Here is a 13,755-nt window from a genome sequence, read left to right on the forward strand (position 1 = left end):
CGCGTGTCCGCTGCCGCACGGATGTCACGGGTCTGACGTCCAGGGTCCCGCCGCGGGTTTCGCACCCGCGGTCCCGAGGTGATGCCGAAGCGGTCACGGTCAGGCCTCGGTGATCGGCCCACGCGCGGTCTGAGACGATGTGTCCATGCACGAAGCGGACACGCGTACGGACAGGCGTACGGACGGACGTACGGACGGACACACCCAGCGGGGGACCGGCCACGCCCTCGTCATCGGCGGCGGCATCGCCGGCCTCGCGGCCGCCCACCGCCTGCTCGCCGACGGGGTCCGCGTCACCCTCCTGGAAGCCGGACCGCGCCTCGGCGGCAAGCTGCGCGCGGGCGAACTGGCCGGCCTGCCCGTGGACCTCGGCGCCGAATCCGTGCTCGCCCGCCGACCCGAAGCCCTGGAACTGGCCCGCGCCGTGGGCCTCGGTGAGGCCCTGCAGCCGCCCGCCACCGCCACCGCGCACGTGTGGACCCGGGGCGAGCTGCGGCCCATGCCGCGCGGCCACGTCATGGGCGTCCCCGGCGACCTGGGCCCGCTCGCCGCGTCCGGAGTGCTCTCCCCCGAGGGACTGGCCCGGATCGAGGCCGAGGCCGGGCTGGCCCCCGCGGAGCTCGGCGAGGACGTGGCCATCGGCGAGTACGTGGCCGCCCGCTTCGGCCACGAGGTCGTCGACCGGCTCGTGGAACCGCTCCTCGGCGGGGTCTACGCGGGCAACGCCTACCGCATCTCGATGCGCGCCGCCGTGCCCCAGCTCTTCGAGGCCGCCCGCACGCACGCCTCACTGGGCGAGGGCGTACGGGAACTGCAGCGCCGGGCGGCCCAGGCGCAGCCCGGGGCGGCCGGGCCGGTGTTCTCCGGCATCGACGGCGGCATCGGGCGGCTCCCGCTCGCGGTCGCCGAGGCCTGCCGGGCGGCCGGAGCCCGGATCCTCCTCGACGCCCCCGCGCGCGAGTTGACCCGTACCGCCACCGGCTGGCGGGTGGTCGCCGACACCCCGGACGGGGCCGAGGTCATCGAGGCCGACGCGGTGGTCCTGGCCGTCCCGGCCGGGCCGGCCGCCCGACTGCTGGACCGGCTCGCGCCCGCAGCCGCAGGCGAGTTGCGCGGGGCCGAGTACGCCTCCATGGCCCTGGTCACGATGGCGCTGCGCCGCTCGGAGCTTCCGGCGGCCATCGCCGACGGCGGCGCGAGCGGTTTCCTCGTACCCCCGGTGGACGGCCGGACGATCAAGGCGTCCACCTTCTCCAGCAACAAGTGGGCCTGGGCCGGGACCGATCCCGAGCTGTTCCTGCTGCGCACCTCCGTCGGCCGCCACGGCGACGAGGCCGTTCTGACGCGCTCCGACGAGGAGCTGGTCGAGATCTCGCTCGCCGATCTCGGCGCGGCCGTGGGGCTGTCGGGCGCCGCCCGCCCGGTCGCCTCCACCGTCACCCGCTGGGACGGCGGCCTGCCCCAGTACCCCGTCGGCCACCTGGACCGGGTGGCCCGGATCCGCGGCGCCGTCGCGGCGCTGCCGGGCCTCGCGGTGTGCGGTGCGCTCTACGACGGGGTGGGGATCCCGGCGTGCATCGCCAGTGCGGGGAAGGCCGCGGACGTGGTGATCGCCACGTTGGGGGCCGGTTGGGCACCCCTGGCACAGACCACTGATCAGCACACGGGACAATAGACGCATGACTGCACCAGAGAAGATTCCCAACGCGGGGAAGAAGGCGAAGGACCTCAACGAGGTCATCCGCTACACCCTGTGGTCCGTCTTCAAGCTGAAGGACGTTCTGCCCGAGGACCGCGGCGGCTATGCCGACGAGGTCCAGGAACTGTTCGACCAGCTGGGCGCCAAGGACATCACCGTCCGCGGCACCTATGACGTCTCCGGCCTGCGCGCCGACGCCGACGTCATGATCTGGTGGCACGCGGAGACCTCCGACGAGCTGCAGAGCGCCTACAACCTGTTCCGCCGCACCAAGCTGGGCCGTGCCCTGGAGCCGGTGTGGTCGAACATGGCCCTGCACCGCCCGGCCGAGTTCAACAAGTCGCACATCCCGGCTTTCCTGGCCGACGAGACCCCGCGCGACTACGTCAGCGTGTACCCCTTCGTGCGCAGCTACGACTGGTACCTGCTGCCCGACGAGGACCGTCGCCGCATGCTCAAGGACCACGGCATGATGGCCCGCGGCTACCCCGACGTGCGCGCCAACACCGTCGCCTCCTTCTCGCTGGGCGACTACGAATGGCTGCTGGCCTTCGAGGCCGACGAGCTGTACCGCATCGTCGACCTCATGCGCCACCTGCGCGCCTCCGAGGCCCGGATGCACGTCCGTGAAGAGGTGCCCTTCTACACCGGGCGCCGCAAGTCCGTCGCCGATCTGGTGGCCGGACTCGCCTGAGACCTCCCCTGGGGGGAAGGACCGGCGGACCGCTGACCGCGGACCGCCGGTGATCGGGAGGCCCTGCCCCCGAATCGACGCAGCCGGAGATCCCGCCCGGAAGTTCAGACGACTGGCGGCAGCAGTGCCCTGGGGTGCCCCTGGGCCGTCGCTGCCCGGTCGTCCAGCGACACCGGTGCGGGCTCCGGATGCGGCGCACACCCGACGCGCCACCCCGCGGTGGCCCCCGTCAGCAAGTACCGCTCCACGTGACGGTCCACGCAGTCATTGCGTCCACCGACCACTCCGTGGGTGCCGGCCCCCTCTTCCGTCACCAGCGCCGCCCCGGCCCCGAGCCGCCGCTGGAGCTCCAGCGCGCCCGGATACGGGGTCGCGCCGTCCCGCTCGGCCGCGACGACGAGCGTACGGGGGAGCGCGGCGGCCGCCGCCCCGCCCACGTCCACCGGGTGCTGCCTCTCGCGCACCGGCCAGGAGGCGCAGGGCAGGTTCAGGAAGGCGTTGCCCCAGGTCTCGAAGGGGGCCGTGCGCGCCAGTTCGGTGTTGTCGCGGTCCCAGGTCTCCCAGTCGGCGGGCCACGGGGCGTCGTTGCACAAGGTCGCCGTGTAGACCGCCGTCGCGTTCTCGCCCTCGGCGGCGGCCGCCGGATCCGGGGCGGCGAGCGCGATCAGCGGAGCCGGATCGCCGCGCAGGAACGCCGACAGCGCCGCCGCCCGCTCCGGCCAGACCTCGTCGTAGTAGGCGGCCCTGAGGTACGCGGAGTGCAGCTGCCCGGTGCCGACGACCCCGCCCGCCGGTTCGCGGGCCAGCGCGGCCCGGACCCGCTCGTAACTCGCCTGCACGGCTCCGGGGGTGGTGCCAAGGCCGTACGAGGCGTCGTGGCGGGCCGTCCAGGCGCGGAAGTCGGCCCACCGGCGCTCGAACGCGGGCCCCTGAGCCAGGTTGTTCCGGTACCAGATGCCGGCGGGATCGGGGTCGACGGCCGAGTCGAAGACCATCCGGCGGACGTGGCCGGGGTGGAGCGTGGCGTAGACGGCGCCCAGGTAGGTGCCGTACGAGGCCCCCATGAAGTTCAGCTTCGCCTCGCCGAGCGCGGCGCGCAGCACGTGCAGGTCGCGGACGTTGTTCAGGGTCGTGTAGTGCGCGAGCCGGTCGGCGCCGGTGCGCCGCGCGCAGCCCTGCGCGTAGCGGCGGGCGGCGGCGAGGCGTTCGCGCTTCTCCGCGGGGTCCGGCACGGCGGACGGGCCCCGGGTCGGAGTACGGGCGAACTCGTCCGGGTCCTGGCACGACAGCGGGGGACCGGAGCGGCCGACCCCGCGCGGGGCGTAGCCGACGAGGTCGTAGGCGGCCCCGATCCGCCGCCACTCGGGCAGACCGGCGACCAGCGGAAAGAACATCCCGTTCCCGCCGGGCCCGCCCGGGTTGTACACGAGCACCCCCTGCCGGGCCGCCGGGCCGGAGGCGCGGACCCGGCTGACGGTGATGCCGATCTGCTCCCCGTCGGGCCGCGCGTAGTCGAGCGGCACCCGCAGCGTGGCACAGCGCACGGCGGGGCCCAGCCCTTCGGCGGCCGCGCAGGGCCCGAACTCCAGCGGGTCCCCGGCGGCGCGGCGCGCGACGAACTCGGCCCCGGCCTCCTCGGCCGCGGGCGGGGCGGCGGCCCGGGCCAGGGCCGGACCGGCGCAGACTCCCGGCACCGACACGGCCAGCACCACGGCGGCCAGCGCGACACGCATCCGCATGGCGGGTTCCTCGTCTCATCGGATGGTCCGATGAGATCCGCAGACGGGGCCCCTGTACAGGATCGGCGGCCCGTGTCGCGCTCAGTACCTCCTTTGCCGCGCCCGCCGCCCCCGCCTGCCGTACGCCAGCGCCGCCCGCAGCTCCGGGTCGGTGACCGCGCGCAGCCCCCGCAGGGCCACCGCCGTGAGCGAGCCCTGCTCGCCGCGCTCCCGGGCCAGTTCCACGAGCAGCCGCTGACCGGCGGGCGAGGCCCACGGGGAGTGCGCGTGCCCCTCGGCGCGGGCTATGGCCAGGCAGCCCAGCGTCAGGATCAGCGGCAGCGAGAACCAGCACAGGATCATCTTCGTCGTGGTCCCCGGGGCCGGTACGCACAGGGCGGCCGCCGTCATGCCCAGGACCAGCCAGGTGGCCTGACGGACCGCCCGGATCCCCTCGCCGACCCCCTGCTCGGCCTCGGCGCGCAGCGCGAGGCCCGCGTCGCCCAGCCGGTCCGCGAGGGCCCGTACGGCAGGATCCCGTTCCGCGGCGGTCCGTACGGACGCCACCTGCTCCTGCCCGTCGGGCCCGAACGCGCCGAGTACGGAGCGCTCGTGCGGATCGCGCCCGACCGGATCGACCACGGTGGCCCAGCCGGTGTGCGCGAGCAGCAGCCGTCGCTGGCGCTGCATGGACAGCAGGGTCAGATCGGCCACCCGGCGCGGGCCGCCGGCGAGGTACGCGGCCTCGTACAGGCTCAGCTCCTCGTGGTGGTGGCGGGTGCGGCCGGGCGGCGCGGCGGCCTCGCCGGCCGGCCCCGCGGCTTGACCGGCGGCTTGATCGGCGGCTCTCAGGAGGCGGGTGCACGCGAGCAGCACCCCTGCCCAGGCCAAGAGGAGGAACAGGACCCAGAACATGCCCGCTTTCTACAAGACGTGGAAGCACGGGGGATAGGGCCCTGCCGAGGTGTGAGCAGCTCGTGACGGGTCCGTGATGGACGGTCAGGAACTGCTGGAGCAGCTGGACCCGGACGAACTGCCACAACTCGAACTGCTGGAGCAGCTGGAGCTGCTGCCCCCGCAACTGCTGCTGGAGGACCCGCAGCTGGACCCGGAGGACCCGCAGCTCGATCCCGAGGAGCAGCTGCTGCTCGAGGACCCGCAGCCGGAACCGCCCGATCCGCAGCTGGAGCCGCCGGATCCGCTCGATCCGCCGCCGTCCGATCCCGCGCACCACACGACCGGGATCATCTCCGCCGGGGACCCCCAGGCGGTCTCCGAGCCGCTGGAACGGGTGGAGTGCCCGGATCCCGCGGAACCGCCCGGACGGATACGGGCCTGCGCCGCCGCCAGCCGGGTGTCCCGGGCCGCGGGCAGGAGCAGCCCGCGCAGATACGGATCGCGCAGTCCGCCCAGCCCGAACAGCGAGGTCTGCACGTACGGGCTCTGATCGGCCCGGTGGCGGGCGCGCATGTCGCGCAGCGCCGCGGCCCCGGCCCGGGTGATCCGCTGCCGGGAGCGGTAGGCCCCTCGCAGGCCCAGCACGATGCCGCCCACCAGAACGGGAAGCACCTCGACGATGAAGGGCAGGCGGAAGGAGCCGGACCCGGACTCGGACTGGAGGACCAGGGCGACGAAGGTGAGCGGCAGGGACAGCATCAGCAGCACCCCGCAGAGCACCGCCTGGACGACCCCGTGGCGCCCCCGCCCGCGGCGGTCGCCGGGCGGGGCGATCAGCCCGCGGTCGGCCAGCGCGTCGCCCGTCTCCTGGACGGCCGGCTCGCGCATGGCGGCGTAGCGGATCTGGTAGAGCCACCCCGAGGGCGCGCTCTGGTGGGCCTGGAGGACGGCCCGCTCGGCGGGATCGGTGGCCCGCACCCCGGGGCGCACCTGGACGATGCCCGGCCCGCCGGCCACCATCCGGCCGTCGCAGAGCAGGGAGACGAGCGCGGCGTCGACCACCGTGCCCGGGCCGCCCGCCATGAACGCGGCCTCGGACAGGTCGAGCAGCCGGGGAGCCGGATCGCGGGCCGGCTGCCGCGAGCGCGGCACGCTGCGCCGCAGGATCACGGTGGAGAGGATGACACCGGCCCAGACGGCGACGGCGATCCAGTCGAAGAGGCTCATGCGGCTCTCCCCATCAGCGAGCGGGCCGTCAGCGAGCGGGCCCAGCGCGCGATGCGGCGCGTCGGCCGCGCCCCGGCCCGGTCCTGCCACCAGAGCGTGAGCCGGCGCCGGGCGTCGGGGTCGGCGGGCAGATCCCTGATCAGCAGGTGTTCCGCGAAGTCCAGCGCGTCGCGCCGGTATCCGGCGGTCATCGGCCGGTGCCGGGCATAGCCGAGGAAGGCCTCCCGGTACGCGTCCTCGCCGCCCAGGATCCCGGTCAGCTCGGGAGCCAGCCGGGCCACGACCCCGGCCCGCTTGGCCGCGAGCGCCCGCGCCTGCACCCGTACCCGCTGCCGGTCGAACCCCTCGGGCACGGGCGTCCCGGCGACCAGCGCCGACAACAGTGCGGCCTGCCCGATCCCGACCCGCGTCCGCGCCTTGTCCAGCTCGTCGCCTGGGCCTGCGCCCAATCCAGCCTCGCCGGCGTTTGAGGCGCGGGTCCGGGCAGAGCCCGGGGAACGGAGGAAGGGCGGGTCGGGGACGGCTCCCGCAGGGCCGCCCAGCACCCCCCGGATCGCGGCCAGCTCACCCGCCAACTCCGCCCCCGCCGGAAAGTCGTCGTCCCGCTCCAGCAGCACCCCCGCCGGCTCCACCCGGGCCCGGAGCTCCGCCAGAACGTCCAGCACCACCCCCGGCACGGGATGCGCATGGGTGTCGTGCCACACCCCGTCCCGCTCCACGCCACCGGCGACGTGCACGTACGCCAGCGCCTCCAGCGGGATCCCGTCCAGCACGGTGGCCGGGTCCTCGCCCCGGTTCACCCGGTTGGTGTGCAGGTTGGCCACGTCGATCAGCAGCCGCACGCCCGTCCGTTCCACCAGCTCCGTCAGGAACTGGCCCTCGGTGAGCTCTTCCCCGGGCCAGGACACCAGCGCGGCGATGTTCTCCAGCGCGAGCGGCACCGGCAGACAGTCCTGGGCGATCCGCACGTTCTCGCACAGCACGTGCAGCGAGTCCCAGGTCCGGGCCACGGGCAGGAGGTGTCCGGCTTCGAGCGTCCGGCCGGGCGTCTGCGAGGAGGTGCGTACGAATGCGATGTGCTCCGTGACGAGCGGCGCCCCCAGTGCCACCGCCCGCTCCCCGAGCGCGGCGAGCTTCGCCGGGTCCGGGCGGTCGGCGCCGCCGATTCCGAGCGAGACCCCGTGCGGGACCACCCGGACCCCGCGGTCGAGGAGCCGCTGCAGCGGCTCGGGAAGGTGTCCCGGACAGATGTTCTCGGCCACCACCTCGACCCAGTCCAGGCCCTCCAGCCCCGCCACGGCGTCCGCGATCTCCGGCCGCCACCCGATGCCCACCCCCAGGTGTGCCATGGGCTTCATGTCCCCTCGCCCCCCTCATCGGTCTCTCTGCCGATGTCATGGCCCCGACGGAGTCGAGCCAACCGCCCAGGGGGACGTTCAGAGCAACATTTGAGGTTCCCGGCCGGGCCCCCCTACCAGCCGGATCCCCTGGGGCGTCAGAGCCGCCCGCGCAGCGCCGGATGGTCCGCGACCACCGTGCACGAACCCGGCGCGATCTCCGTGAACCCGGCGTCGCGGACCACCGGCAGCCCGCTCCCGGACAGCTCCGCCCACCGCTCGCGCGGCGCCGTCCGTACGGCCAGCCGGAAGTCGGCCTCGCGCCACGCGGTCCGCTCCGCCCCGGTCAGCTCCCACCAGGCCAGCTGTGCCGCGTGGCCGGCCTGGGCCATCGCCTTGCCGGCGGACATGTCCAGATCGGGGTTGAGCCACAGCACCGGCAGCCCGGCCTCCGCCGGACCGGCCGGCTGCGGGTCGTCCAGGTCGGTGCCCGACACCTGGAGCTTGGCCAGCTCCTTGGGCCAGCCGTCCAGCGGGACCGGCGGGAAGACCCGTACCTCCGACATGTCACCGTGCACGGTGACACCCGGCAGCGTCCCGGCCTTGCGCCATTCCGCCCCGCGAGCCCGGCGGACCACCTTGCGGATCCGCGCGTCCTGCCAGTCCCGGACCGCCTCGGCCCACTCGCCCTCGCCCGCCGCACGCTCGTCCGTCAGCAGCACCAGCACCGCGCGGGCCGCCGTCTCCAGGGCGTCCGTGCGCGCCGGCGGCTCGGCCTTCTCGATCCGCACGACCAGCGGCAGCACGAACTGCGGGGCCTCGTCGCGTGCGATCCGCTCCTGCCGGAACGGGCTGTCCGACCCGACGGCGGGTACGTGGGTGTCGTGGGGCGTGTGCTCGGTGCTCATCCGGCCAAGGATGCCAGCATCCGTCTTCAGGATGATGTCCGAGGGGTCCGGGCCGGGTGAGGATCACGGGCATGAAGAGTGATCTGTTCGCGTCCGAGAACCTGGTCCAGACGTCTGCCGTGCCCGGTATGACCCTGCAGAACGCCAAGTCCGTGAAGTACACCGTCAACGGTGAAATGCTCGCCCGCCAGGGCTCGATGGTCGCCTTCCGCGGCAACCTCCAGTTCGAGCGCAAGAGTCAGGGGATAGGCGGCATGCTCAAGCGCGCCGTCACCGGCGAGGGCCTGCCGCTGATGTCCGTGCGCGGACAGGGCGAGGCCTGGTTCGCGCACCAGGCGGGCAACTGCTTCGTCGTCGAGTTCGAACCCGGGGACGCCCTCACCATCAACGGCCGCAACGTCCTGTGCTTCGACCCCACGCTCTCCTACGAGATCAAGATGGTGAAGGGCGCCGGCATGACGGGCGGAGGCCTCTTCAACAGCCTCTTCACCGGCACCGGAAAGCTCGCCGTCGTCTGTGACGGAAACCCGATCATCATCCCGGTCACCCCCGAGGCCCCGGTCTACGTGGACACGGACGCGGTGGTCGGCTGGAGTGCCCGGCTGGAGACTCACCTGCACCGGTCCCAGTCGGTCGGCTCGATGATCCGCGGCGGCTCCGGCGAGGCCGTACAGCTCAAGCTCAGCGGCGAAGGCTTCGTCATCGTCCGCCCGAGCGAGGTCACCGAGACCGCCGCGGCCCACTGATCCGCCCCGCCCCGCCCCGTGGCCCGGCTGGGTAGGCTCGTACCCATGGACCAGACGGAGCGAGCGGACCAGACGGAGCAGAGCCGGCCCGAGCAGGGCGAGTCGTCCGCGTCGTACTGCCCCGCCCCGGCGGCCCCCGCCGGGCGGGTGGCGGGGCCGCCGTACGCCGACTGCCTGGAGTGCGGCAAGCCCACCGAGTACGGGGTCGCGACACCGGGCATCGTGCTGTGCCCGGTGTGCGAATGGCAGGACGCGCAGCGCACCGCCTGCTCGGGCTGACCGCTCGGGTCGGCTTCCTGGGCCGTTCCCTCGGTTCACTTCCCGATGAGCTCGGACACCTTCACGAAGCGGTAGCCGCGCTTGCGCAGCTCCGGGACGATCTTCCGGATGGCCTCCTCGGTGACCGGGGCCGCGCTGCGCGTGCAGTGCATGACCACGACCGAGCCGGGCTTCACCCCGGACAGGACCTGTTCGGCCACCGCGTCCGGATCCTTCGCGAAGGCGTCCCCGCTGACCACGTCCCACTGCACGGCCGTCACCTTGGCCGTGGAGATGGCGCGCAGCGCCTGGTCGTCGTAGCAGCCGCCGGGGAAGCGGAAGTACGGGACGGTGTTGACCGCCCCCGCCTTGCGGAAGGCCTCGAAGGCCCGGTCCACGTCGGCCCGCGCGCCGGCCTCGTCGAGGGTGGGAAGCCCGTAGCAGGGGGCCTTGAAGGCGTGGTGGCTGTAGGAGTGGTTCGCGATCTCGAAGTTCGCGTCGGTACCGATGGACTTCGCCTGGTCCGGGTACTCCTCGGCCCAGCGCCCCGTCATGAAGACGGTCGAGGGCACCTTGAGCGTGCGCAGCGTGGAGATCAGTTCCGGATTGTCGAAGTGCTCGCCCTTCGCCGCACGCGGCCCCTGGTCGGAGGTCATGTCGGCGTCGAAGGTCAGCGCCACCGTCTTGTCGGTACGCTGCTTCGCGCGCTCGAAGACGGGGGTCAGGCCGTTCGGGCCGGGCGCCATGGTGGGGGCCTTGCCCGGAGCGCCGGCCTGCGGGGTGCCCGGCTGGCCGCTCTGGGGACTCGGGGAGCCCGGCTGCGGGGAGGCGGACCCCGAGGGGGTCGCGGAGGTGCCCATACGGGCCTGGCCGCCGGTGTTCGACGCGCCGGTGCCGCCCCCGCAAGCGGTGAGGGCGGCACTGAGGGCTGCGACGGCCGCGACGGCGGCCGCCTTACGCACTGAGATGGTCACATACGCAAAATATCCGACTATGTGGCAAGCAGACGCGCACGGCACTCCTCCACGTCGAAGTCACCCTTCGGGAACTGCGGCGCGAGGCCTTCCAGGTGCTCCAGGAGCAGCTTGCTGATCGCCCAGTTGCGGTACCACTTGCGGTCCGAAGGAACGACGTACCAGGGCGCGGCGTCCGTGGAGCAGCGCTCCAGGGCCAGCTCGTAGGCCTGCTGGTACGCGGGCCACATCGCGCGCTCCTCGATGTCGCCCGGGTTGAACTTCCAGTGCTTCTCGGGGTTGTCGAGCCGCTCCAGGAGCCGCTTGCGCTGCTCCTCGTAGCTGATGTGGAGGAAGACCTTCACGACGGTCACGCCGTCGTCGGCGAGGGACTTCTCGAACCGGTTGATCTGCGCGTAGCGGCGGCCCAGCTGACTGCGCGGCACCAGCTCGCGGACGCGGGCGATGAGGACGTCCTCGTAGTGCGAACGGTCGAAGATGCCGATCTCGCCCGGCTGGGGGAGGGCCTTCATGACGCGCCAGAGGAAGGGGTGGTTCTGCTCCTCGGGAGTGGGTGCCTTGAAGGCCTTGATCCGGCAGCCGGAGGGGTTGAACAGGCCGATCACGTGCTTGACCGTGCCGCCCTTGCCGCTGGTGTCCATGCCCTGGAGCACGAGGAGGACGCGGCGCCGGTCCCCGGCGGTGCTGGCGGCGTAGAGCCGCTCCTGGAGGTCGGCGAGCTGCTCGGCCATCTGGGCGGTGGCCGCCACGCCGGCCGCCTTGTCGGTGGGACCGCCCGGGGGCGCGCCCGGGTGGAACGCGCCGAGGTCCACGCGCTCGCCGGAGGGGACGCGGAGCAGCGGGGCGAGGGGGCTGTCGAAGCCGCCGTGGCCACCGGTCCTGCGGGCGCCCTTGGGGGCCTTGGGGCTCTCGGCGGAGATGCGGAGCAGCTCGCGGAGGGAGAGGGGCTTCGGCGCCTTCTCGGCCTTGGCCGCCTTCTCGGGCTTGGCGTCCTTGGTGTCCTTGGCGGGCTTCGGAGGCTTGGTGTCCTTGGCAGCCTTCTCCCGCTTGGCCGCCTTCTCGGCTTTCTCCGCCTTGTCCGGCTTCGCTGCCTTGTCCGGCTTCCCGCCGTCCTTGTCCTTCTTGGCCACCGCTGGCTACCTCGATCCCGTCGACTCCATACGATCTTCCAACAGATCGGATGGCACCGCGAGGTGGCGAAAGACCGGGCCGGGCGGGCCGTAAGGCAGTACTCGGTCAGTGCCAGGGGCCCGTCACGGCGAAGGTGGTTCCGGGCGCGTACGCGTTGACGTACATCGTCCGGGCGTCGGGAGAGAAGGTGACGCCCGCGAACTCCCCCCACTCCGGAGCCCCCGGCCTGCCGATGTCCTGGGCGTTGCGGGCCAGTGGGTAGACCTCGCCGCCCGGGGTCACGCCGAAGACGTACTGCGCGCCGCCGCCGTCCTCGCACACCATCAGGCCGCCGTCCGGGGCCAGGCAGATGTTGTCGGGGGAGTCGCCCGGCAGCTGGATGTCGGTGGCCGGGCCGAAGACCACGTCCAGGCGGAGCCGGGCGCGCAGCGGGTCGTAGAACCAGACCTGCCCGTGGTGCTCGGCGGGGGAGCCCTCGCGGGTACGGGAGTAGCTGGAGACGAAGTGCACCCCGGTGCCGCCCCAGTAGCAGCCCTCCAGCTTCTGGGCGTGGGTGATCCCGCCGGGGCCGAAGTCCTGGAGCCGGATCGGGGTCCCGGACGCGGCCGGATCCGGTACGGGGACCCACTCCACCGGGAACTCGGCCCCGGGCCGGTCCACCACGGCCAGGTTCGGCAGTCCGGGGACGCGCATGGCCTCCAGCGCACCGCCCGCGCGCAGCGAGCCGGGGCCGCCGAGGGGGCGGGAGGGCAGGAAGCGGTAGAAGAGCCCGAAGGGTTCGACGAAGGCGTCCTCGGTCTCGTAGACCACCCCCAGGTACGGGTCCACGGCGACGGCCTCGTGCGCGAAGCGGCCCATCGCGGTGAGCGGGACCGCGCCGGAGCGGCGGGGGTCGGCGGGGTCGACCTCGAAGACGTGGCCGTGGTCACGGGCGTAGCCGGAGGTGCCCGCCCGGTCCTCGGTCTCCTCGCAGGACAGCCAGGTGTTCCAGGGGGTACGCCCGCCCGCGCAGTTGACGGCCGTACCGGCGAGCGCGACGCGCTCCGAGAGGACCCGGCCGTCCGGGGCGAGTTCGAGGAGGGTGCAGCCGCCGAGGGCGTACGGGTCGTACGTGAGCCCGTCGACGAGGGGGACCCGAAGGGCCGCAGTGGTCCGGTTCTCGTGGTTGCGCACGAGCCGTACGCCGTCGGACCCGCCGTCCCCGGCGGCGAAGGCGGCCATGCCGTCGCAGTTGGCGGGGACGGTGCCCTCGCCGGAGCGCAGCGGATCCCCGGCCCGGGAGAGCACCCGGTAGCCGAACCCGGCGGGCAGGTCGAGCAGTCCGGCGGGGTCGGCCACGAGGGGGCCGTAGCCCCGGGCGGAGGCGGCGGGGGCCGGGGCGGCGCCGGAGAACAGTGCGCCGAGGGCTCCGCCGAAGGAGACGGTGGCGGCCGCCATCAGGCTGCGTCGGCTGAGGTTCATCGGCAACTCCGGGCGGCGGGACGGACCTTCGAAGGCCCCGTGGTACCACGCCGGCCCACTGCCCTTGCGTCCGGCGCGCTCGACGACCCCTCGCCCGGGGGTACGCGGCCGGCACTCAAGCGCCGGGCGGGGCCGAATCTGCCCGCCCGGCGGATGAGGGAGCCCGCCCCGAAAGGAGCCCGGCCCGAAAGGAGCCGGTTCCGACGGGGGCCGGTCGCGGATCAGAGAAGCTCGGCGCTCAGCGTGATCGTCGTGCCCGTCAGGGCCTGGCTGACCGGGCAGTTCTTCTTGGCGTCCTCGGCCGCGGCGGCGAAGGCCTCGGCGTCCAGGCCGGGGACCTCGGCGCGCACGGTCAGGTGGATGCCCGTGATGCCCTCGCCCGGCTGGAACGTCACATCGGCCTTGGTCTCCACCCGGGTGGGAGGCGTACCCGCGCCGTCCAGGCCGTGCGAGAGGGCCATCGAGTAGCAGCTGGAGTGCGCGGCGGCGATCAGCTCTTCGGGGCTGGTCTTGCCGTTCGCGGCCTCGGCGCGCGAGGGCCAGGAAACGTCGAACGAGCCCCGGCCGGAGGAGTCGAGGGAGACGACGCCGGAACCCTTGAGCAGGTTGCCTTCCCAGACGGTGTGGGAAGAACGCGTGGTGGCCATGGTGGTTCCCTTCACGAAGGTGGGTACGGCCGGGCCGTAGAGACGGCCCGGCGTCCCC

The 13,755-nt window shown here is 73.7% G+C and carries 13 protein-coding genes; 4 read left to right on the plus strand and 9 right to left on the minus strand.

What is annotated here, in order from left to right; translation table 11 throughout:
• The first annotated feature begins 145 nt into the window (after positions 1-145).
• The gene (hemG, locus tag OG490_RS28765) at positions 146-1,675 is read left to right on the plus strand and encodes a protoporphyrinogen oxidase (protein WP_330299168.1); all 1,530 of its coding nucleotides are present in this window, start codon (positions 146-148) and stop codon (positions 1,673-1,675) included.
• Positions 1,676-1,679: 4 nt separating this feature from the next.
• Complete coding sequence (gene hemQ, locus OG490_RS28770; protein WP_330299169.1) at positions 1,680-2,393, plus strand: hydrogen peroxide-dependent heme synthase; 714 nt, start codon at positions 1,680-1,682, stop codon at positions 2,391-2,393.
• Between the two features lie 104 nt (positions 2,394-2,497).
• Here hemQ and OG490_RS28775 read toward each other — a convergent pair whose 3' ends face one another.
• The 5 genes from OG490_RS28775 to OG490_RS28795 form a co-directional block, all read right to left on the minus strand.
• Positions 2,498-4,132: an alpha/beta hydrolase gene (locus OG490_RS28775; protein ID WP_330299170.1), complete on the minus strand. Its 1,635-nt coding sequence runs from the start codon at positions 4,130-4,132 to the stop codon at positions 2,498-2,500.
• Between the two features lie 81 nt (positions 4,133-4,213).
• Entirely contained in the window at positions 4,214-5,026 is an 813-nt protein-coding gene (locus tag OG490_RS28780) for a TIGR04222 domain-containing membrane protein (RefSeq protein WP_330299171.1), read from the minus strand.
• Positions 5,027-5,110: 84 nt separating this feature from the next.
• The gene (locus OG490_RS28785; RefSeq protein WP_330299172.1) at positions 5,111-6,235 is read right to left on the minus strand and encodes a TIGR04222 domain-containing membrane protein; all 1,125 of its coding nucleotides are present in this window, start codon (positions 6,233-6,235) and stop codon (positions 5,111-5,113) included.
• Positions 6,232-7,584, minus strand: a complete 1,353-nt coding sequence (locus tag OG490_RS28790; protein WP_443065986.1) for a DUF692 domain-containing protein — start codon at positions 7,582-7,584, stop codon at positions 6,232-6,234. Before OG490_RS28790 ends, OG490_RS28785 begins: the two co-directional genes overlap by 4 nt.
• Positions 7,585-7,730: 146 nt before the next feature.
• Positions 7,731-8,480, minus strand: coding sequence for an aminoacyl-tRNA hydrolase (locus OG490_RS28795; protein WP_330299174.1), 750 nt, complete (start codon positions 8,478-8,480; stop codon positions 7,731-7,733).
• 71 nt (positions 8,481-8,551) lie between these two features.
• Here OG490_RS28795 and OG490_RS28800 point away from each other — a divergent pair, with 71 nt between their 5' ends.
• Positions 8,552-9,226, plus strand: a complete 675-nt coding sequence (locus OG490_RS28800; RefSeq protein ID WP_330299175.1) for an AIM24 family protein — start codon at positions 8,552-8,554, stop codon at positions 9,224-9,226.
• Positions 9,227-9,271: 45 nt separating this feature from the next.
• A complete protein-coding gene (locus OG490_RS28805; RefSeq protein ID WP_330299176.1) occupies positions 9,272-9,505 on the plus strand; it encodes a hypothetical protein in 234 nt (77 codons plus the stop codon).
• A gap of 35 nt (positions 9,506-9,540) precedes the next feature.
• Here the strand turns inward: OG490_RS28805 and OG490_RS28810 are convergent, their stop codons facing one another.
• The 4 genes from OG490_RS28810 to OG490_RS28825 form a co-directional block, all read right to left on the minus strand.
• Positions 9,541-10,458, minus strand: a complete 918-nt coding sequence (locus OG490_RS28810; protein WP_330299177.1) for a polysaccharide deacetylase family protein — start codon at positions 10,456-10,458, stop codon at positions 9,541-9,543.
• A 17-nt stretch (positions 10,459-10,475) separates the two neighbouring features.
• Complete coding sequence (locus tag OG490_RS28815; protein ID WP_330301110.1) at positions 10,476-11,297, minus strand: polyphosphate kinase 2 family protein; 822 nt, start codon at positions 11,295-11,297, stop codon at positions 10,476-10,478.
• 397 nt (positions 11,298-11,694) lie between these two features.
• Positions 11,695-13,050, minus strand: a complete 1,356-nt coding sequence (locus tag OG490_RS28820) for an alkaline phosphatase PhoX (protein WP_330299178.1) — start codon at positions 13,048-13,050, stop codon at positions 11,695-11,697.
• Between the two features lie 221 nt (positions 13,051-13,271).
• Positions 13,272-13,697, minus strand: coding sequence for an OsmC family peroxiredoxin (locus OG490_RS28825; RefSeq protein ID WP_330299179.1), 426 nt, complete (start codon positions 13,695-13,697; stop codon positions 13,272-13,274).
• Positions 13,698-13,755: the final 58 nt, after the last annotated feature.

The sequence above is a fragment of the Streptomyces sp. NBC_00503 genome (assembly GCF_036346895.1).
GTDB lineage: Bacteria > Actinomycetota > Actinomycetes > Streptomycetales > Streptomycetaceae > Streptomyces.

What these genes read in the sequence shown, in the direction of transcription:
- hemG (WP_330299168.1), top strand. Translation starts at nt 146, where the DNA reads ATGCACGAAGCGGACACGCGTACGGACAGGCGTACGGACGGACGTACG.
- hemQ (WP_330299169.1), top strand. Translation starts at nt 1,680, where the DNA reads ATGACTGCACCAGAGAAGATTCCCAACGCGGGGAAGAAGGCGAAGGAC.
- OG490_RS28775 (WP_330299170.1), bottom strand. Translation starts at nt 4,132, where the DNA reads ATGCGGATGCGTGTCGCGCTGGCCGCCGTGGTGCTGGCCGTGTCGGTG.
- OG490_RS28780 (WP_330299171.1), bottom strand. Translation starts at nt 5,026, where the DNA reads ATGTTCTGGGTCCTGTTCCTCCTCTTGGCCTGGGCAGGGGTGCTGCTC.
- OG490_RS28785 (WP_330299172.1), bottom strand. Translation starts at nt 6,235, where the DNA reads ATGAGCCTCTTCGACTGGATCGCCGTCGCCGTCTGGGCCGGTGTCATC.
- OG490_RS28790 (WP_443065986.1), bottom strand. Translation starts at nt 7,584, where the DNA reads ATGGCACACCTGGGGGTGGGCATCGGGTGGCGGCCGGAGATCGCGGAC.
- OG490_RS28795 (WP_330299174.1), bottom strand. Translation starts at nt 8,480, where the DNA reads ATGAGCACCGAGCACACGCCCCACGACACCCACGTACCCGCCGTCGGG.
- OG490_RS28800 (WP_330299175.1), top strand. Translation starts at nt 8,552, where the DNA reads ATGAAGAGTGATCTGTTCGCGTCCGAGAACCTGGTCCAGACGTCTGCC.
- OG490_RS28805 (WP_330299176.1), top strand. Translation starts at nt 9,272, where the DNA reads ATGGACCAGACGGAGCGAGCGGACCAGACGGAGCAGAGCCGGCCCGAG.
- OG490_RS28820 (WP_330299178.1), bottom strand. Translation starts at nt 13,050, where the DNA reads ATGAACCTCAGCCGACGCAGCCTGATGGCGGCCGCCACCGTCTCCTTC.
- OG490_RS28825 (WP_330299179.1), bottom strand. Translation starts at nt 13,697, where the DNA reads ATGGCCACCACGCGTTCTTCCCACACCGTCTGGGAAGGCAACCTGCTC.